The sequence below is a fragment of the Neptunomonas concharum genome, assembly GCF_008630635.1.
In the GTDB taxonomy this organism is placed as follows: domain Bacteria; phylum Pseudomonadota; class Gammaproteobacteria; order Pseudomonadales; family Balneatricaceae; genus Neptunomonas; species Neptunomonas concharum.
This window is the reverse complement of sequence record NZ_CP043869.1, coordinates 189171-208378: the sequence shown is the minus strand read 5'-3', so window position 1 is coordinate 208378 and position 19208 is coordinate 189171. Positions and strand designations below refer to the sequence as shown.

General features: G+C 48.7%; 18 protein-coding genes. 8 read left to right on the top strand and 10 right to left on the bottom strand.

The window, feature by feature from the left end:
- Positions 1 to 19 precede the first annotated feature (19 nt).
- Genes F0U83_RS00975 through F0U83_RS00960 form a run of 4 tightly spaced genes read left to right on the top strand, consistent with a single transcriptional unit; the run spans position 20 to position 4919 of the window.
- The gene (locus F0U83_RS00975) at positions 20 to 1507 is read left to right on the top strand and encodes an FAD-linked oxidase C-terminal domain-containing protein (RefSeq protein WP_138986090.1); all 1488 of its coding nucleotides are present in this window, start codon (positions 20 to 22) and stop codon (positions 1505 to 1507) included.
- Between the two features lie 2 nt (positions 1508 to 1509).
- Positions 1510 to 2589 (top strand): glycolate oxidase subunit GlcE, encoded by a 1080-nt coding sequence (glcE, locus tag F0U83_RS00970; protein ID WP_138986089.1) that lies wholly within the window; start codon positions 1510 to 1512, stop codon positions 2587 to 2589.
- 23 nt (positions 2590 to 2612) lie between these two features.
- Positions 2613 to 3836 carry a glycolate oxidase subunit GlcF gene (glcF, locus tag F0U83_RS00965; RefSeq protein ID WP_138986088.1) on the top strand — a complete coding sequence of 408 codons (1224 nt, stop codon included), beginning with the start codon at positions 2613 to 2615 and terminating at the stop codon, positions 3834 to 3836.
- Between the two features lie 54 nt (positions 3837 to 3890).
- Complete coding sequence (locus tag F0U83_RS00960) at positions 3891 to 4919, top strand: TRAP transporter substrate-binding protein (RefSeq protein WP_138986087.1); 1029 nt, start codon at positions 3891 to 3893, stop codon at positions 4917 to 4919.
- Positions 4920 to 4983: 64 nt separating this feature from the next.
- Here F0U83_RS00960 and F0U83_RS00955 read toward each other — a convergent pair whose 3' ends face one another.
- From F0U83_RS00955 to F0U83_RS00945, 3 genes are read right to left on the bottom strand one after another with little or no spacing between them, the layout of a single operon-like run.
- Complete coding sequence (locus F0U83_RS00955) at positions 4984 to 5493, bottom strand: DUF501 domain-containing protein (RefSeq protein ID WP_246077581.1); 510 nt, start codon at positions 5491 to 5493, stop codon at positions 4984 to 4986.
- A 14-nt stretch (positions 5494 to 5507) separates the two neighbouring features.
- Positions 5508 to 7577, bottom strand: a complete 2070-nt coding sequence (gene recG / locus F0U83_RS00950) for an ATP-dependent DNA helicase RecG (protein ID WP_138986086.1) — start codon at positions 7575 to 7577, stop codon at positions 5508 to 5510.
- Between the two features lie 4 nt (positions 7578 to 7581).
- Positions 7582 to 8496 carry a hydrogen peroxide-inducible genes activator gene (locus F0U83_RS00945; RefSeq protein WP_138986085.1) on the bottom strand — a complete coding sequence of 305 codons (915 nt, stop codon included), beginning with the start codon at positions 8494 to 8496 and terminating at the stop codon, positions 7582 to 7584.
- 46 nt (positions 8497 to 8542) lie between these two features.
- Between F0U83_RS00945 and F0U83_RS00940 the strand changes: the two genes are divergently transcribed.
- Positions 8543 to 9379, top strand: a complete 837-nt coding sequence (locus F0U83_RS00940; RefSeq protein WP_138986084.1) for an SDR family oxidoreductase — start codon at positions 8543 to 8545, stop codon at positions 9377 to 9379.
- Here F0U83_RS00940 and F0U83_RS00935 read toward each other — a convergent pair.
- The 7 genes from F0U83_RS00935 to hemB all read right to left on the bottom strand — a co-directional run bounded on the left by F0U83_RS00935 (position 9340) and on the right by hemB (position 16247).
- Entirely contained in the window at positions 9340 to 9657 is a 318-nt protein-coding gene (locus tag F0U83_RS00935; RefSeq protein ID WP_138986083.1) for a 4a-hydroxytetrahydrobiopterin dehydratase, read from the bottom strand. The genes F0U83_RS00940 and F0U83_RS00935 overlap by 40 nt on opposite strands.
- Positions 9654 to 10379 (bottom strand): ABC transporter permease, encoded by a 726-nt coding sequence (locus tag F0U83_RS00930; protein ID WP_138986082.1) that lies wholly within the window; start codon positions 10377 to 10379, stop codon positions 9654 to 9656. The genes F0U83_RS00935 and F0U83_RS00930 overlap by 4 nt, the downstream gene beginning before the upstream one ends.
- Entirely contained in the window at positions 10376 to 11068 is a 693-nt protein-coding gene (locus tag F0U83_RS00925) for an ABC transporter permease (RefSeq protein ID WP_138986081.1), read from the bottom strand. The genes F0U83_RS00930 and F0U83_RS00925 overlap by 4 nt, the downstream gene beginning before the upstream one ends.
- Positions 11069 to 11159: 91 nt before the next feature.
- A complete protein-coding gene (locus F0U83_RS00920) occupies positions 11160 to 11924 on the bottom strand; it encodes an ABC transporter substrate-binding protein (RefSeq protein WP_138986080.1) in 765 nt (254 codons plus the stop codon).
- Positions 11925 to 11967: 43 nt separating this feature from the next.
- Positions 11968 to 12741 carry an ABC transporter ATP-binding protein gene (locus F0U83_RS00915; protein WP_138986079.1) on the bottom strand — a complete coding sequence of 258 codons (774 nt, stop codon included), beginning with the start codon at positions 12739 to 12741 and terminating at the stop codon, positions 11968 to 11970.
- 266 nt (positions 12742 to 13007) lie between these two features.
- Positions 13008 to 15206, bottom strand: coding sequence for a polyphosphate kinase 1 (gene ppk1, locus F0U83_RS00910; RefSeq protein ID WP_420813338.1), 2199 nt, complete (start codon positions 15204 to 15206; stop codon positions 13008 to 13010).
- A gap of 30 nt (positions 15207 to 15236) precedes the next feature.
- Complete coding sequence (hemB, locus tag F0U83_RS00905; RefSeq protein WP_138986078.1) at positions 15237 to 16247, bottom strand: porphobilinogen synthase; 1011 nt, start codon at positions 16245 to 16247, stop codon at positions 15237 to 15239.
- Positions 16248 to 16416: 169 nt separating this feature from the next.
- Here hemB and elbB point away from each other — a divergent pair, with 169 nt between their 5' ends.
- The 3 genes from elbB (at position 16417) to F0U83_RS00890 (ending at position 19105) form a co-directional block, all read left to right on the top strand.
- Positions 16417 to 17070: an isoprenoid biosynthesis glyoxalase ElbB gene (gene elbB / locus F0U83_RS00900; protein WP_138986077.1), complete on the top strand. Its 654-nt coding sequence runs from the start codon at positions 16417 to 16419 to the stop codon at positions 17068 to 17070.
- A gap of 17 nt (positions 17071 to 17087) precedes the next feature.
- A complete protein-coding gene (locus F0U83_RS00895) occupies positions 17088 to 17366 on the top strand; it encodes a peptidylprolyl isomerase (protein ID WP_138986076.1) in 279 nt (92 codons plus the stop codon).
- Positions 17367 to 17431: 65 nt separating this feature from the next.
- Positions 17432 to 19105 carry a GGDEF domain-containing protein gene (locus F0U83_RS00890; protein WP_138986075.1) on the top strand — a complete coding sequence of 558 codons (1674 nt, stop codon included), beginning with the start codon at positions 17432 to 17434 and terminating at the stop codon, positions 19103 to 19105.
- The last annotated feature ends 103 nt before the right edge of the window (positions 19106 to 19208 follow it).

Genomic DNA, 19208 nt, shown 5'->3' with positions numbered 1-19208 from the left:
ACAAATCGGATCACGCCACATGACTATCAGCGTCGAGCATAACCACCGAGAGCACCTGCTAAAGAGCCTTGTTGCTATGCTCGGCCAACAGATACCGACAGCAGCGATCATTACTGAGATTGAGCAACTACGCGCTTTCGAGTGTGATGCCTTCACCACCATGCGCCAACTACCGCTGTTAACCGTACTGCCCGAGACGATCGAGCAGGTTCAACACGTGATGCGCTGCTGCTACCAGTTAGATATTCCCGTGGTAGCGCGGGGTGCAGGTACCGGCTTAACGGCGGGCTCCATGCCCGTTGAAAACGGTGTATTACTCGGGATGAGTAGGTTTGATCAGATCCATAACATCGATTTGGATAACCGAACGGCGCTGATTGGCCCGGGGGTTCGCAACCAAGCCGTATCCGATGCCACAGCGCCCTACAATCTCTACTTTGCCCCTGATCCATCCTCCCAACTGGCGTGCTCGGTCGGAGGCAATGTTGCCGAAAACGCTGGCGGCGTTCACTGTTTGAAGTACGGGCTAACGGTACACAATGTGCTCGAACTCGAGATTGTGACTATCGAAGGGGAGCTGATTACGCTAGGCAGCGCAGCACTGGATGCCGCGGGATATGACCTAACTGCCGTTATGACCGGCTCCGAAGGCCTGCTGGGGATCGTCGTCAAGATCCGAGTAAAACTGCTGCCTATCCCTGAGTACAAAAAAGTGATGCTAGCGGCTTTTGCCACGATTGAAGATGCCGGCCATGCTATTGCGGCGGTTATTGGCGCAGGCATCATCCCTGCCGGGCTAGAAATGATCGACCAAACAGGTATTCGCGCCATTGAAGAGCTTATGCACGCAGGCTATCCGGTGGACGCCGCTGCGGTCATTATTTGTGAGCTGGATGGCAGCGCTGCTGACGTTGAAGACGAATTAAACCGCGTCATTCGTATCTTTAGAGCTCTGAATGCCGACGATATTCAGATCGCCAGCAATGCTGTCGAGAGCAAACGCATATGGGCAGCCAGAAAAGCGGCTTTTCCCGCGCTCGCTAGGCTTGCACCGGATAATTATATTATGGACGGTACTATCCCTCGGCGCGCACTCTCACAAGTGTGGAACCAGATTAATCAGTTAGCCGAAGAGTATCAGTTACAGGTCGTCAATGTGTTTCATGCAGGTGACGGTAACATGCATCCCTCTATTCTTTTTGATTCCTCTGATGAGTCCCAGCACCAACGCGCTTTCGAACTGGGTACGCGTATCCTTGAACTCTGTATTGAAGTGGGCGGTACCATTTCAGGTGAGCACGGTATCGGCTTGGAGAAAATCAATCAGATGTGTCTGCAGTTCTCAAGCTCTGAGCTACAACAGTTCCATGCGCTCAAACGCGCTTTTGATGACAAGCAACTACTCAATCCCGGTAAACAGATACCCACGCTCGCTCGCTGTGCTGAGTTTAATGCGATGCATGTGCATCATGGCGATATGCCGTTCCCTCACTTGGAGCGCTTTTAACGATGCAATCCATAGACTTGGCACACTCGTCACCCACGGCTCAAGAGCTTGCAGATCAAGTCAGACAAGCTTTTCTTCATGCACAACCACTTCGCATTATCGGCGGCGGTAGTAAGGCGTTTTATGGCCGCCACGTTGAAGGTAAACCCTTATCGGTTAATCAGTTACAGGGGATTATTAACTACGAGCCCTCTGAACTTGTGATTACTGCAAAAGCAGGAACGCCCCTGCATGTCATTGAGAGCACTCTAGCAGAACAAGAGCAAATGCTAGGATTTGAGCCACCCTACTTTTCACCCACCGCCACACTCGGCGGGACGATTGCTTGTGGCTTATCTGGCCCAAGGCGCCCCTATAGCGGAGCTGTTCGTGACTTTGTACTGGGCGTCACCATGATTAACGGTAAGGGAGAGATTCTGCGCTTTGGCGGGCAGGTCATGAAAAACGTCGCCGGTTACGATGTATCAAGACTGATGTGCGGTGCTCAAGGCACCCTCGGTGTACTGCTCGATATTAGCTTGAAGGTGGTTCCGAAACCGGCTTTCGAGCAAACCCAGCAGCTACAGTGCAATCAGCAGCAGATGCAAACATTGCTAAGCCAACTAGGGCGTCAACCGCTCCCGATATCCGCCACTCTACTACATAACAATCAGCTGAGTATTCGCTTATCCGGTACAGAACCTGGCGTACGTGCTGCTGCTTTGAAAATAGGAGGTGAGTTACCGGCGACAGCTCCTCTATGGCAACAACTAAAAGAGCAGCAGCACGCTTTTTTTCATTCGACAGACAACTATATCAGGCTATCCCTACCACCAGCAGCACCCGCTATTCCTGAGCACTTAGTAACTGATCAACTGATCGAGTGGGGAGGTGCACAACGTTGGGTGCGGCCACATGATAACGACCTAATTGAGTGGACAACTTCTCACGGAGGACACGTCACTACGATAGATCGAGCTGTTCAAAAATCAACTCAGTTTCACCCCTTGAGCCGCCCGCTGTTACAGCTAAGCCAACGAATTAAAGCGAGTTTTGATCCTGCTCGCATTCTTAATCCCGGCCGACTCTACCCTGATTTGTAATCGATACATCGATGGAATAATACGTGCAGACTAATATCGCTTCATCACTAAAAAATAGCCCCCAAGGCCAAGAAGCCGAAGCGATTCTGCGCAAGTGCGTGCATTGTGGTTTCTGCTTAGCCACATGCCCAACATATAACCTGACCGGCAATGAGCTAAATAGCCCACGAGGACGTATCTACCTGCTTAAGCAGTTACTAGAGGACAATCCAGTCACGCAAAGCACCCAACAGCATTTGGATAGCTGTCTTAACTGTCGAGCTTGCGAAACCACCTGCCCCTCCAATGTTGAGTATCATCGTTTACTGGAGATTGGGGCACCCTTAGTCGAGCAACAAGTGCCACGTAACTGGAAGCAGCGACTACTCAGAAACGCTATTCTCAATGTATTGCCTTTTCCTCATCGCTTTACGCCTCTGCTGCGCAGTGCACAACTGATACGTCCGTTGTTACCTTCATCGCTGTCACGAACAATTCCGCCACGGCAGCAGTCAGGTAACCGTCCTGCTAAGCAACACCCTCGCTCCATGCTGGTTCTGGAAGGCTGTGTACAACCGGGCATCGCCCCTGATATTAATGCCGCCACTGCACGCGTACTCAACAAGCTAGGTATTTCGCTTATCCGAGCACCCAAAGCTGGCTGCTGTGGTGCACTCAGCTACCACCTTCATAGGCAGCAGGATGGCTTGGATTTTATGCGACAAAACATCGATGCTTGGTGGCCATATATCGAGAAAGGGTGTGAAGCCATCATTATCACGGCGAGCGGCTGCGGTACGACCGTAAAGGAATACGGCAAGCTCCTCAAAGAGGATGCAGCTTACGCAGACAAAGCCGCACAGGTCGCCAAACTGGCAAAAGACCTGGTGGAAGTATTAAGCAAAGAGCCCATCGAAACACTACCGGTGCGCCCTGATGCCAGTCTCGCCTTCCAGTGCCCCTGTTCCTTGCAACATGGGCAGGGGTTAGCAGGCTCAGTGGAAACACTGCTTGGCCGTATGGGATTTCATATCAAGCCGGTAAGCGACAACCATCTGTGTTGCGGCTCGGCTGGAACCTATTCGATCTTTCAACCCGAACTAGCAACCGAGTTACGCCAGAAAAAGATTCAGGCGCTAAAAAATTCGCAAGCCGACCAATATGTATCTGCCAATATTGGTTGCATAACTCATCTGTCAGCGGGCTTAGAGCAACCCGTTCGTCATTGGGTACAGGTGATTGATGACGCATTGAACGACACACCTTAATCACTCAAATCTGAGCCTTATTTAAGGCATAACAATAAAAAGAAGGTCATTACTATGAAACTAAGAACCTATTTTAAACCTGCAGCCTGCCTTGCTATGGGCATTGCTTTAACATCCAACGTATTAGCCGAAACTAAAATGCGAGTTGCTAGCTGGCTTCCGCCCACCCACCCTCAGAATGCTATTGTGTTAGATACATGGGGGAAATGGATAGATGAAGCCACAGAAGGCCGGGTAAAAATGGTTATTGAGTATGGCATGGGACACCCTAAAACCATGTTTGAGCTAGTAGAGGATGGTGTAGCAGATGCCAGCTGGAGCGTGCACGGCTATATGCCAGGGCGTTTTAAGCTAACCGAGTCCGTTGAACTACCCAATTTGCAGGCTCCTAATGCAGAAGCCTCATCAGTCGCCCTATGGCGCGTGCACGATCAATACTATAAACCAGCCAATGAACACGAAGGCTTAGTACTAGCAGCCCTCTTTACCCACGGTCCGGGACAGATCCACTTAGCGGAGCCCATTAATAGCTTAGCGGACCTAAAAAGTCGCAAAATTCGCTTAGGTGGCGGTATCCAGTCTCAACTTGGTGAGCGCATGGAGGTGACGGCTGTTGGCGCACCCGCCCCTAAAGTCTACGAGATGATGCAGCAACGGGTGGTAGACGGCGTCTTTATTCCTGTCGGCGAGCAGAAAACGCTACGCCTAAATGAAGTGACCAAACAACTGGTGCTACTGCCCAATGGTATGTATACCATGAGCTTCTCAATGTTTATTAATCCTGACTTTATGGATAACCTAAGCCCAAAAGATCAGGAAGCAATTATGTTGGTTTCAGGTGAAAAGCTCTCTGCCTTGGCAGGCCGAGCTTGGGATGAAGGGGATGCAGAAGGCCTGAAGGCAGCAAAGGAAGCAGGCGTATCTATTCTTGAGGTAAAACCTGGCGACCCGATCGATGTGGAGTTCCAAGCGCTTATTCAAGGCATGGATAAAGAGTATTTAGATCGTGTTTCTGATCGGGATGTCGATGCAGCCGCCGCACTGGCAGAACTGCGTAACATCGCACGCAACTATACACCTTAGTTGCCCCAATCCAGATTAAATGATTCAGAACCCTGCCTAGGCAGGGTTTTTCTCTGCCACTTTACTAAGCTGAGCAGTCTTGTAGATTCAGGCCAAACTCATCATCCATAAGTGCACCGATAACGTTCCCTTCTGCTAAATGATGCGCATATTGCATATGCAAGCAGCGCACTTTATCCCACTGAGAAATCCCCCCAATGCCATAACGTTCAAACATTTCGGTAAAGCCTAGCGCCTCGATCCTAGCTTTATCTTCAGGAAGCATCAGCTCCCAACGACGAGCCACATAGCTTCTTTGGTTTTCTAAATAGGCGTTGCGCAGTACTTCATCATCCTGCAACCGTGTTTCAATTTCTTTCACCCAGCCTTGCGTTTCAATAGTTCCGATCGCTTTGCACAGCACCTTAGAGGTTAGCCAATAGAGCGTAGGGAAAGGCACATCATCGACTAAAGAGCGCATCTGTACTACAAGAGGAATCCCTTCTGGCGTCGCGACACTAATTGCCATCAGCCCTTTAGGTTCTCGCCCAATTTGCTCTGCTACCTTGGCTCTCATCACTTCAGATACGTTCACACATGCTCCTGTTATTATACATGCCCATACTCTTCACCTTGCCCTAACCACCGACGCGTAACCGCTTCTATAAGATCAGGTTGTTGCTCCAATTGAGCAGCAACCTGACGTACACGCTCCAACAAATCACCGTCGCGCTGAAGATCTGCAATTCTAAACTGCATCATGCCCGTTTGCCGTGTGCCTAATACTTCGCCGGGGCCACGTAGTTCAAGGTCTTTTTCCGCGATTTTAAAGCCATCGGTCGTCTCCCGCATCACTGCCAAGCGTTCCCGACCTTGTTTAGAAAGGGGTGCATGATACATGAGCACACAAAAGCTTTCGACTGACCCTCGCCCTACGCGACCACGTAATTGATGTAGCTGTGATAACCCTAAACGCTCAGGGTTTTCTATGATCATGACGCTGGCATTGGGCACATCGACGCCCACTTCAATTACCGTTGTGGCAACCAGCAAGTCCAGTTCTGCCGACTTAAAGCATTGCATCACATCAGCTTTTTCTTGAGCTTTCATACGCCCATGTACCAAACCAATACGTAACTCTGGTAGTAGCTCCCTTAGTGTAGCTTCGGCTACCTCGGCTGCCTGACATTGCAGCGCTTCCGACTCTTCGATCAGGGTACAGACCCAATACGCTTGCCGCCCTTCATTACAAGCAGCACGCACTCGCTCGATCACCTGATCTCTGCGGCTATCGGCAATCACGACGGTACTGACGGGAGTCCTACCCGGAGGCAACTCGTCGATAATAGAGCAGTCTAGATCCGCATAAGCACTCATGGTTAACGTTCGCGGAATGGGGGTTGCCGTCATAATCAATTGGTGGGGTGTTTTCTGACCATCACGCCCTTTTTCTCGCAAACTCAAGCGTTGATGAACACCAAAGCGGTGCTGCTCATCGATAACAGCCAGCCCCAGATTATAAAAGCGCACCTCATCCTGAAAAAGTGCGTGGGTACCGACCACGATTTGTGCACTGCCATCAGCAATCGAAGCCAGTTGCGCTAAACGCTGTTTACCTTTCACTTTCCCTGCCAGCCAAGCTATTTTAACGCCTAGAGGCTCCATCCATTGGGTGAAATTTATGTAGTGTTGTTCTGCTAATATCTCTGTCGGCGCCATCACAGCAGCTTGGAAACCGTTCTCCACGGCTTGCAACGCTGCCAACGCCGCCACAACGGTTTTCCCTGATCCAACATCACCTTGAACAAGGCGTAGCATAGGGATCGCTTTATTCAAGTCCGCTGTAACTTCACGACTGACCCGTTCTTGCGCCTGTGTCAGCGAAAAGGGTAACTGCTCAAGAAACGGAGTACATAATTGCCCATGGTAAGGCAACCGTGGTGCACCGCTCTCTTGCACCCGATGGCGCAACTTCATTAAAGTCAGATGGTGAGCCAGTAGCTCTTCAAACGCTAAACGACGCTGAGCGGGATGACGCCCTTCAAGCAGTAGATGCTGATCGGCATCTACCGGTGGGGCATGTAGGTAGAGCAAAGCGTCCCTTAAATCAGGGAGCTTCCAGCGTTGCCTCAATGACTCAGGGAGCAGTTCTGGCAAATGGCCTGTTTCCAACCACATGAGTGCTTGAGTTATCAGTGAGCGCACACGGTTTTGCTGCAACCCTTCCGTCATGGGGTACACCGGTGTCAGCGCCTCTTCTACCGGCGTTAAGTCATCCGATGTACTCGCTCGGTACTCAGGATGCACCATCTCTAAACCGGAAGGGCCTGGGCGTACCTCTCCAAAGCAGCGAATCGCTTTACCCGTAGATAACTGCTGCTTTTGTGCAGCCGAAAAATGAAAGAAGCGCAGTGTCAGCGTACCTGTGCCATCCTGTATTCGACAGAGCAAACTGCGGCGCTTTCCCATAACAATATCTGAGGCGCGAATCTCTCCTTGAATAACGCACTCATCACCTGGCCTAAGGGAACCAATAGGTAAAATACGCGTACGATCTTGATAGCGCAGTGGCAAGTGGAATAACAGGTCCTGAATCGTATGTATACCTAACCGTTCCAGCTTGAGCGCGAGCGCCGCACCAACGCCTTTTAGCGAAATAATATCCGTAGCAGATGACACCGGCTCAAGCCGCTCCCTTACGCTCAGCAATCTGGCAACGGCTGACTGCTTCTACCAACACATCGATCGCCTTAGGGCGTGGAAAACTTGCTCGCCAGGCAACCGCCACCGTTCGAATAGGCTGCGGCGCCTTAAAAGGGCGCGTCTGAACCAGATTAGATTGATAGTGGCCATCTGTGGCAGAGACAGGCAACACACTAGCTCCCAAGCCTGTAGCAACCATCATACGGATGGTTTCAAGTGAACTGCCTTCTGTTACCGTGTGCTGCTGTTGAATCGCCTGCTGCAATGTAGGGCACGACTCTAGCACCTGATCGCGAAAACAATGTCCTTCGCCTAACAGCAGTAGTTCCGTTTCTGCTAAGTGACTGGCATCGATAAGTTTCTGCTCGCACCAAGGGTGTTGATTGGGCAGCAGCATAACGAATGGTTCATCATAGAGCGGGCGCGTTACCACATCGGGTTCGTCAAAGGGCAAAGCTACGATGATGGCATCTAACTCGCCATTGCGCAGCTTCTCACGCAAACGCGCTGTAAAATTTTCTTCGATATACAGCGGCATATTCGGTGCTAATTGTTGTACCTGAGGCACCAAATGAGGGAACAAATAAGGACCAATGGTATAGATAGCTCCAACACGTAAAGGAGACTTAAGTTGGTCTTTGCCTGACTGCGCTAAATCTTTAATGGTTTCTGCTTGGCGAAGAACGTTTTGCGCTTGATCAACAACACGCTGACCAACATCGGTTAACCGAACCGAGTTCTTGCTTCGCTCAAATAGCGCCACTCCTAACTCATCTTCCAGCTTTTTAACAGCAATGGACAAGGTTGGCTGACTGACAAAACACTTCTCAGCCGCCCGACCAAAATGCTGCTCTTTGGCGAGTGTCACAATATAACGCAACTCAGTCAGCGTCATGCTTTCAATCCTCTGATAAAATAAACCTTCACAGTCAGGAGCACCTATGAACAGATTTCGAATACTCATTGCCGGTTGTGGCGATGTTGGTACCGCAACCGGAGTTTCCCTCGTAGAAGAAGGGCATCACGTTGTCGGGTTACGACGTACTATAAACCAGCTTCCTGAAGGCATCCATGCTCTTTCGGCTGACCTCAATGATAAATCTACACTATCAAACTTACCAGATACCGATATCCTGATCTATTGTGCTGCAGCAAATGGCCGTAGCGAAGAAGCCTACCAACAAGCGTATGTAGAAGGCTTTGCGAATATCCTCGCAGCTCTGCCTAATCCGCCAAAATATACGTTCTTTACATCCAGTACCAGCGTATACGGACAGCAAAACCATGAGTGGGTCAATGAAAACAGCCCGATTGAGCCTGATACTCTTTCGGGAAAGATCATGGTTGCAGCAGAACAACAAGTACTCGCGCACCCCAACAGCACTGTAGTACGCTTTAGCGGCATTTATGGCCCCGGAAGAATGCACCTGCTCAATAGTGTTCGCGCCGGTATCATCGCGCCTTCAGATCCTGTTCACTACAGCAACCGAATCCACCGAGATGATTGTGCCGGTGTATTAGTCCACCTCGTTAAGATGCTTACTCAGGAAAAGACGCTATCGCCCATTTACCTAGCCAGCGACGAGCAACCTACACCAATTCACAACGTCACGACCTGGCTGGCAGAACAACATCAAATAAAGCCTACTCAGGAGCAAATGATAGGAAGGGGGGGCAGTAAACGCTGCGACAGCACGCGCTTAAAAGCATCTGGCTATCGCTTTTTATATCCGAGCTATCAGGAAGGGTTTACCAACGTGATGGCATCAATGGCATGAGCTAAATCAAAGTCCCGTTGAGATAACCCGGCCACATCGTGCGTCGTCAGGGTTATCTCAACACGACCATAAACATTAAACCACTCGGGGTGGTGGTTTGCCCTTTCTGCCAAAAGAGCAACCGAAGTCATAAACCCAAAAGCCGTTACAAAATCGGCAAAGTTAAACACTTTTTGCAAAGTGCCATTCTGTAAAGCCCACGGCTCATCCGTGCTGTTATTTAGCTGCAATAACGCAGTATCGATCTGCTGTGTATCGAGCCGTATTGCGGTTGTCATTGTTTCTCTACACCCAATGGGTCTATGTGAGGCTTGTAGTATTGGTAGCGGTTAAAGCGGTTTTCCATAAAGCGGAATAAACCAATCACCACAGCCGCCATCACTAAGTAGATCACCCCAGCAGCGGTGAACAACTCAACTGGCGTATAGGTACGTGCTTGAATGGTACGCGCCATGCCTGTCAGATCCAGTAACGTAATGGTCGAAGCCAACGCGCTACTTTTCAGCATTAAGACGACTTCATTACCATAGGCTGGCAGGGCAATACCAAAGGCCCTAGGTAAAACAATACGGCGTGTTTTTAACAGCCAATTCATACCAAACGCATCAGCGGCTTCCAACTCACCCTTAGGAATCGCCTGAATAGCGCCCCTAAACAACTCAGCACTGTACGCTGCGGTATTTAGTGTAAAGGCGATGATCGCACACCAATAAGGCTCTTTGAGTATATTCCATAGCACGGATTCGCGTACTGCTTCAAACTGCGAAGCACCGTAATAGATCAGGAAGATCTGGATCAGTAATGGCGTACCTCGAAAGAAATAGATAAAGCAGAAAGGTAAAAAGCGCACCCAAGGCTTATCAGAGGCTCTTAGTAACGCCACTGGCACGGCAATTAACATGCCTACCAACCCAGAAATGGTAACGAGTTCTAACGTCAGTAGCGCGCCTTCCATTAACTTTGGAAAGTATTTGATGATGACATCCCAATCCCAATTCATCCTTTATACCTCGCCTGTGGGTTTGTCAGACGCTCCATCCAAAGCGTGGCGCCCGTTGCAATGGCGGTGAGTATGAGATAAATGACCGCCGCTGCCAGATAAAAAGTAAAAGGTTCTTTGGTTGCGCTGATTGCTGTTGTTGCCTGACGGATCACATCTTGCAGACCAACAACCGACACTAATGCCGTATCTTTGAGTAATACCTGAAAGAGATTTCCAAGCCCAGGCAAAGCAACCCGCCACACTTGAGGCAGGATGATACGAAAGAAGGTTTTCCCCCGCGTCATACCCAGCGCCTGCGCTGATTCCCACTGCCCCTGAGGGATAGAAATAATGGCCATACGGAAAACTTCTGTCGCATAAGCGCCAAAGGCGATGGATAACGCAGCAACCCCCGCCATAAAAGGGTTTATCTCAATATATTCGTCATAACCAAACACGCTAGCGACTGCCATAACGAGGGCAGAGCCGCCAAAATAGATGCCAAAGACGATCAACAACTCCGGAATACCGCGAATCAGCGTGGTATAGGCTGTTGCAATAGCGCGTAGCAGCTTAAATTTGGATAGTTTTGCAGAGGCCCCGAGCAGACCAAAGATCAGGCCGAAAAAGAGACTGACTAGTGCCAGCTTTATCGTAACCCATGTACCGGCCAATAACAGGTGACCAAACCCATGCAGATCAATCACGATTATATTCTCATACAGCGGGATAAAAATGGCGACGTTAGCCGCCTGATTTAGCTGCGCGGATAGTGAACAACCTACCCGCGCTTATCTATCAGTAGATAGAGAATGGGAAATACTGAGCGTTAATCTTCTCGTATGTTCCATTTTCAACGATGGCTTTCAGAGCTTTATTGAACTTCGCTTTCAACTCTGCTTCGCCGTGACGAATACCAATACCGATTTTATCAACGGTTTCAGTTTTGATCGTCTCGCCCTTAAACTCGAAACCTTTACCAGCGTCAGTACGTAACCAGTCATAGGCAGGGAATTTATCAGACACCAGACCATCCAAACGACCAGAAGCCAGATCTAGATAAGCATTATCCTGAGTGTCATATAGCTTAACGGTTACCACATCGCCTAGCTCGTCTTCCAAGTATTGGCCCGCGATGGTCGCACGCTGCGCACCCAATGTTTTGCCTTTCAGAGATGCTTTGTCCGTAGCAAACGCTTTGCCTTCTGCCGCGACAAATGCCAGCGCGTTGGTGTAATAAGGGTCTGTGAAGTCGATCGCTTTCAGGCGATCTTCAGTAATCGACATTGAGGCAACAATGGCATCAAACTTACGGCCTTTCAGGGCAGGAATCATACCGTCCCAGTCCTGCTCAACAATGGTGCAGTCTGCTTTCATTTCAGCACATAATGCTTTAGCGATTTCAACATCGAAACCCACTAATTCACCCTGCTCATTTTTCATATTGAATGGTGCATACGCACCTTCAGTAGCGATACGGATTTTATCGCCAGCCATTGCCTGAGAACCGACAAAAGCACCGGCAACTAATGTAACAGCTGCAACAATTTTACGAACACTCATCAGGTTTACTCTCTTTATTATTGATCTAAATTGATTAAACGAATCACATGTGGCTGGACATAAAGTCACGGACACGCTGCGATTTCGGATTTTCAAAAACCTGTTCTGGGGGGCCGATCTCTTCTATCTGTCCTTGATGAAGAAACACAACCTGACTAGATACTTCCCGCGCAAAACGCATCTCATGGGTAACTATCAACATAGTACGCCCCTCTTCAGCCAACTCACGCATAACGCTTAGCACCTCATTAACCAACTCTGGGTCAAGCGCAGAGGTTGGCTCATCAAAGAGTAATACCTGAGGATCCATTGCTAGCGCACGCGCAATCGCAATACGCTGCTGCTGACCACCAGATAAGTTACCAGGGTATGCATTACGCTTTTCATAGAGGCCAACTTTCTTCAGCAATACCTCAGCACGGGCTACCGCCTGCTCACGAGATTGCTTTAGTACATTCATGGGGGCTTCTATGATGTTGCCGAGGATGGTTTTATGAGGCCAGAGGTTGAAGTTTTGGAAGACGAAACCGATGCGCGAACGCATGTTTTCAAGCTGCTTACGGTCTGCGGCGATCATTTCGCCATCTTTACCCGCCTTTAGCTGTAAGTTCTCCCCGCCGATTATCACCTGCCCTTTGGCTGGCTTTTCCAACAGATTGATACAACGTAGCAGCGTGCTTTTCCCCGATCCACTGGAACCAAGAATGGATATTACATCCCCGTCATTCGCCTGAAGAGAAACACCCTTCAGAACTTCAAGACTGCCATAAGACTTATGAATATCGACCAGTTCGAGCGCGATCGAGGTATCAGACATAGTGTTTTCCATTATCGGGCGTATCAGTTAGAACAAGTTCACTCGCAGTTTAGTTTACAAACGAGTTATCAGACATGATACGCCAACTTATTTCTTATATGAAACATTTGACTTGAGGGTCTATTTTCCTGATCTGAGTCTAAAAGGCAACGACGCCTGTTCGATAAGGGGACAAGATGTCTGAATTTACTAAAAAAAGGTCGCCATAACGAAAAAGAGCGCATGAAATGCACTCTTTTTGTTTGGAACTTCTGGCCGGTTAAGCGTTAGCTGGCAAAATCCTGCAGTAGTTGCTGTTGAGCGCTGAAGGGCTCTTCTCCCTCGGCCGCCGTCAGTAATGTATAGCTACCATCCGCTTTTAACTCCCAGCTTTGAGTATTATCAGCCAAGTAGTAATCCAGCTCTTTTTTCACCCGCTCACCGAGTTTTCCTGTAAGCGGAAACCCCGTTTCGACACGATTGAGCATATTTCGCTCCATCCAATCGGCGCTGGCACAAAATACATCAGGCTTACCGTTGTTCCCGAAATAATAAACACGCGTATGCTCAAGGAAGCGCCCAATAATCGAGCGCACGGTAATGTTTTCGGAGATCCCCGGCAACCCCGGACGCAAGCGACACATACCACGAATAATCAGCTCAATTTTAACGCCAGCCTGAGAGGCTTCATACAACGCACGAATCATTTTAGGCTCAGTGAGGCCATTCACTTTTACAATGATATGCCCAACCTTACCACTAGCAGCGAGCTTAGCTTCACGCTGGATAAGCTCAATCATCTTGGCATGCAGCGTGAAAGGCGCATTATAGAGCTTTTTAAGACGCTGAATTTTGCCCATGCCCGTTAGCTGTTGGAACACTTTATGCACATCTTCACCAATCTCATCATCGGATGTGAGATAACTATAATCGGTATAGAGTCGGGCGGTACCAGAGTGATAGTTACCCGTACCCAAATGGCAGTAGCGCACCAGCTTCGTACCCTCTCGACGCACGATCAGCATCGCCTTGGCATGAGTTTTATAACCCACAACCCCATACACTACCAAGCATCCCGCCTCTTGTAGGCGACTTGCCAAGTGTAGGTTACTTTCTTCATCAAAGCGGGCGCGCAGCTCGATAACGACCGTCACCTCTTTTCCGCTTCGAGCCGCCTCCACCAGTGCATTAACTATGTCGGACTTATCGCCGGTTCGATAAAGGGTTTGCTTGATAGCGATCACATCAGGATCTTTCGCGGCTTTCATTAGCAAATCGACAACCGGCGTGAACGACTGGAAGGGATGCATCAGCAGCTGGTCATTGGCTTTTAGCGCCTGAAACGCATCAACATCTTTCTCCTTCTTGAGTTTTCCAGGAACCCCTGGGGAGAATGGCGGCCAACGCAGGTCTTGCCGACCCACCAAGTCACGTACTGCCATTAGGCGAGTCAGGTTAACCGGCCCATCAACTTTATAAACCTGCTCTTCATCAAGATTGAACTCCTGTTTGAGGAACTCCACCAGCTCTTCGGGTGTGCGATTATCCACCTCAAGACGAACCGCATCGCCATACTTTCGAGAGTGCAACTCACCACGCAGTGTACGCGCCAGATCATCCATCTCTTCAAAATCGAAGGTTAAATCCGCATTTCGGGTGATACGGAACTGATAGCAGCCTAAAACACTCATGCCCGGGAACAGCTCATCGGCGCATTCATGAATCATGGAGGAGAGGAAAATAAGATTATCCCCCTCTTCACACAGTTCATCCGGTAAACGAATGAGTCTTGGTAACGAACGAGGGGCGGGAATAATCGCCAAGCCGGTTTCACGACCAAAAGCATCTTTACCGTCGAGCTGAACAATAAAGTTCAGGCTCTTATTAACCAGTTTAGGGAAGGGGTGGGCAGGGTCTAAACCAATAGGGCTGATCACCGGTACGATCTTCTCTTCGAAGTAGTTCTTGATCCACTCTTTCTGCTCCGGCGTCCAGACACTGCGACGCTTAAAATGGATACCCCGCTGCTCCATCTCAGGGAACATAATCTCATTGAGAATTCGATACTGGCGATCCACATTGATCTGGCAGATTTCACGAATCTTTTCCAGCACCTTTTTAGGGTACATGGCATCTGGCCCAACCGTCTCACGGCCATATTTTAACTGGCGCAGCTGCTCAGCTACGCGAATCTCAAAGAATTCGTCCAGATTGCTGGAGAAAATTAACAGGAACATCAGTCGTTCCAACAATGGATGACGTTCATCCAATGCTTGCTCCAGTACCCTCACATTAAACTGAAGATGGCTTAACTCACGATTGATATAGAGTTCAGGGGCTTTGAGATCAACCGGCTCAACTTCAACCGGGTGATCAACTGTCGGCAAGATTTCACGACTCTCTACCAGCGCTTGAGCCGCTTGGTTTTGTAATAATTCTTCACTCATTGTACTTGCCTCTTGATCAATCGTGACCTGGCCTGTCATTGTTTTCTCCGCAATTCTGTGGAGTACTGCCTATTCGTTCATCAGTTGAGCGGCGCGTTTTGCGAAGTAAGTCAGAACCCCATCTGCACCCGCACGTTTAAATGCCAGTAGGGATTCCATCATCACACTGCGCTCATCCAACCAACCATTCTGGAAAGCGGCCATATGCATAGCATATTCACCACTCACCTGATAAACAAATGTCGGTACTTTAAATTCATCTTTGACCCGGCGCACAATATCTAAGTACGGCATACCGGGTTTTACCATAACCATATCCGCGCCTTCAGCCAGATCCAGCCCAACTTCGTGAAGGGCTTCATCGCTGTTGGCAGGATCCATCTGATAGCTAAATTTGTTGCCTTTACCTAAGTTCCCAGCGGAACCTACTGCATCTCTAAACGGCCCATAGTAAGCACTCGCATACTTGGCAGAATACGCCATAATTCGAGTATTAACGTGACCCTCTTCTTCCAATGCTTCACGAATACCGCCTATGCGGCCATCCATCATGTCGCTTGGCGCAACCACATCCGCCCCTGCCGCCGCATGAGAGAGCGCTTGCTGAATCAGGGCTTCTACGGTGCGATCATTCAGGACATAACCGCTGCTATCCAAGATCCCATCCTGTCCATGGATCGTAAATGGATCTAACGCAACATCCGTGATAATGCCTAAGTCTGGGCATGCATCCTTAATCGCTTTAACCGCCCGCTGAGCCAAGCCATCGGGGTTGTAAGCCTCTTCAGCAAGCTCAGACTTTGCCGAAGCTGGCGTAACCGGAAACAGCGCCATGGCAGGTACCCCTAGGCTATCCAGCTCGCGAGCTTCTTTAACCAACAGATCGATACTCATCCGTTCAACACCCGGCATTGAGGCAACAGTCTCTTTGCTGTTATTACCTTCAATAACAAAAACGGGATAGATCAGGTCCGCAGGTGTGAGCAAATTCTCTCGCATCAAACGCCGTGAGAATGAGTCAGCACGCATACGGCGCATACGGGTATCAGGGAAGAAACGCTGGCTATCGTTAAAGGCCACGGCTATATCCTTTTCATCTAAATAAATTTGACCCGAAAAATATGACAGAGAGATGACAGCACTCAAATACTCGTCACTGAAGCCACTTTTCGGTTACTGGTTATGGGATTAATCTTAACGTAATCTATCCAGATGTGGATATGACAGATATCAGCGAGAGGAAAAAAGGATGAAGAAAGTTGCCGTCGTACTTTCAGGTTGTGGTGTATTTGATGGTGCCGAAATCCATGAGTCGGTACTGACGTTACTCAGATTAGAACAACAAGGGGCAAGCTACCAGTGCATGGCTCCTAATATCGATCAACTACACGTCATTGATCATCTTAAAGGTGAGGTTGCACAGGGGGAATCTCGAAATGTCCTAGTTGAAGCGGCTCGTATCGCCCGCGGTGAGATTATTGATTTAGCAACAGCCAACCCTGCAGATTATGATGCACTCATTATCCCCGGTGGGTTTGGTGCAGCCAAAAACCTTAGCGACTTTGCGGTAAAAGGCCCAGATTGCCATGTCAATCCAGACCTACTAGCCTTTGCACAAGCGATCCATCAGGCCAACAAGCCAGTTGGCTTAATCTGTATCGCTCCCGCTATGACCCCACTACTCTTTGGTGAAGGCGCTACCTGCACAATCGGGACAGATCAAGAAACAGCAGCAGCGATAGAAGCAATGGGCGGCCAGCATACCAACTGCCTCGTGGATGACATCGTCATTGATGAGCAGCGAAAGCTAATCACGACACCGGCTTATATGCTGGCAGGTTCCATTATTGAAGCAGCCAGCGGCATCAACAAGCTGGTCGATGAAGTCTTAAAACGCACATAGAAAAGAGAATATTGCGAATGCCAAAAGCTTGCGCACGACACATTCTGGTAAAAACCAAAGAAGAGGCAGAAAAACTTAAGCAGCAACTGGCGAAAGGTGCAGACTTTGCTACGCTTGCTAAGCGGCATTCGCAATGTAATTCTGCCAAACGGGGTGGGGACTTGGGCGAGTTTTCGCCTGGTAAAATGCTAAAAGCATTCGATAACGTGGTATTCAAAAAGCCTTTACTCACGGTACACGGGCCAGTAAAGACTAAGTTTGGTTACCACTTGATAGAGACGATTTATCGTACTTAACACTTACCTTCTCTTATGAACAAGGTAAGCTTCGGCCATTCACGCGAAAGGGAATAAAGCCAAGGATGATAAATAACTTTTTCCTGTCACTTTTACTTAGCTTCTTGCTTATCACACCCTTAATGGCTCACTCCTCCCTCACGCTTGAGACAGGAGATCACTATGAAATCAGCGAAGAACAGCTTTGGTACCCAAGTGACAATCATCCAACAACACTCGACTTATCCACCTTACGTAATGCATTAGTCGATGCGCATCCGATTGAACACTCTCTGGCCGGCCATTCGGGCAGCTATATTGCAAAAATAGTAGTCAAAAATAGTAGCCACGAACCTCGCACCTGGTTTGTTAATCCAAACACCACTTTTGTTGATAGCGGGATCGCTTTTTGGGAAAGCGCTCATAGGGATGCTGTCCGACGCATTGATTTCTCACAAACAAGGGGTGCCATAACCCCAAGTTTGATGCACTCTCAAGCGTTCAGTCTTACACTAGAAAAATATGAGCAAGGCAATCTATGGATATTCATAGATGCCAAACATTATGCCAATCCGCTTTCTATTAGCTTTTTCAGCGAGGCTGCATTTTTTCATCGTCAATTGATCATTAACTCAATCACAGCCTCATCTATTGCTGTGATGCTGACACTGGCCTTAATCGCGCTCATTATTTTCATCAGAGTACGAAGTGCAATCACCATCGCTTATGCCGGTTATGTAGGATTACATGGTATCGGCTGGGCCGCCGCTGCAGGCCTGATGAATGATCTGTTTCCCACACCTTTCTATAATTCCACCTACTGGGGAATGTTGATTTTTCCTATCGCGATAGCGTGCGCGGCCCAATTCACCAAACTGCTGTTTAACTGCCAGCAAGGCTACTCCAAACTGGCTCGCGTCTTAGATCAGCTCTGTTTGGTGTGTCTAGGTATTGGACTATTACTCCCTTGGGTCAACTTTTCATTCGCTTTTGTGATCTCTCACATCATTGCTCTGGTATGGATAACCACCAGTATCGCGATTGGTTTTAACATGCTGCGGGCGGAGTACTCCCGTGCTAAATACTATCTAGCAGGCAACCTTGTTTATGGAGCATCCTTACTTATTTATGTCCTTACTCATGCCAAACTCATTGATACAGGACTGAACCCAGCGCTAATCGTCTTGCTTGCGTTAGCAATAGATTGCTTTTGTATATTACTGTCATTAGCCGAATGGTTTTATAACAAGCAGAAAGACTACAACCGCTCTTTTTATCTCGCACGCATTGATCCGCTAACAGGCACAGGCAATCGACATTTATTAAGCGAAAGCTTTAACGAACTAGAGCATCATTTCATCATCGTCTTTATAGACTTCGATGGTATTAAAGCGATTAATGACCAACTAGGGCACGACAAAGGCGATCTGTTTTTAATCAATAGCGCGCAACTGATGCAGAATAAACTTAAAGGACTAGGGAGTGTTTTTCGTACAGGCGGCGATGAATTTGTGTGGTTACTTGATGTACGTAAAAAACAAGATATTCCTACCTTAAAAGCGACACTCCAAGAGATCGTTATACAATGCGAAAAAGAGCTTCGAAAACAAGGCTGGGATAAATCAGGTATCAGTTATGGTATAGCTTCCAGCCTTGAAGGCAAAAATCAGTCCGAGTGTTTAACCTTGGCCGACAAGCGCATGTACGACCATAAGCGCAGTAAAAGCCCGCAAAAACACAACCGATCCCCAGCTATTTAGATGCCTCTCATCTTTTAAGTAGACCGTTATTCTACTTAGACCTTCGCCCAATTCATTCTGATTTATTGATCCAGGTCGGTATTTTCCCTAATCCCCGCTATTA

Excerpts from the sequence above, each read along its gene's own strand:
- F0U83_RS00975 (WP_138986090.1), top strand. The coding sequence starts at position 20 with ATGACTATCAGCGTCGAGCATAACCACCGAGAGCACCTGCTAAAGAGC.
- glcE (WP_138986089.1), top strand. The coding sequence starts at position 1,510 with ATGCAATCCATAGACTTGGCACACTCGTCACCCACGGCTCAAGAGCTT.
- F0U83_RS00960 (WP_138986087.1), top strand. The coding sequence starts at position 3,891 with ATGAAACTAAGAACCTATTTTAAACCTGCAGCCTGCCTTGCTATGGGC.
- F0U83_RS00945 (WP_138986085.1), bottom strand. The coding sequence starts at position 8,496 with ATGACGCTGACTGAGTTGCGTTATATTGTGACACTCGCCAAAGAGCAG.
- F0U83_RS00940 (WP_138986084.1), top strand. The coding sequence starts at position 8,543 with ATGAACAGATTTCGAATACTCATTGCCGGTTGTGGCGATGTTGGTACC.
- F0U83_RS00935 (WP_138986083.1), bottom strand. The coding sequence starts at position 9,657 with ATGACAACCGCAATACGGCTCGATACACAGCAGATCGATACTGCGTTA.
- F0U83_RS00930 (WP_138986082.1), bottom strand. The coding sequence starts at position 10,379 with ATGAATTGGGATTGGGATGTCATCATCAAATACTTTCCAAAGTTAATG.
- F0U83_RS00920 (WP_138986080.1), bottom strand. The coding sequence starts at position 11,924 with ATGAGTGTTCGTAAAATTGTTGCAGCTGTTACATTAGTTGCCGGTGCT.
- F0U83_RS00915 (WP_138986079.1), bottom strand. The coding sequence starts at position 12,741 with ATGTCTGATACCTCGATCGCGCTCGAACTGGTCGATATTCATAAGTCT.
- ppk1 (WP_420813338.1), bottom strand. The coding sequence starts at position 15,206 with ATGACAGGCCAGGTCACGATTGATCAAGAGGCAAGTACAATGAGTGAA.
- elbB (WP_138986077.1), top strand. The coding sequence starts at position 16,417 with ATGAAGAAAGTTGCCGTCGTACTTTCAGGTTGTGGTGTATTTGATGGT.
- F0U83_RS00895 (WP_138986076.1), top strand. The coding sequence starts at position 17,088 with ATGCCAAAAGCTTGCGCACGACACATTCTGGTAAAAACCAAAGAAGAG.
- F0U83_RS00890 (WP_138986075.1), top strand. The coding sequence starts at position 17,432 with ATGATAAATAACTTTTTCCTGTCACTTTTACTTAGCTTCTTGCTTATC.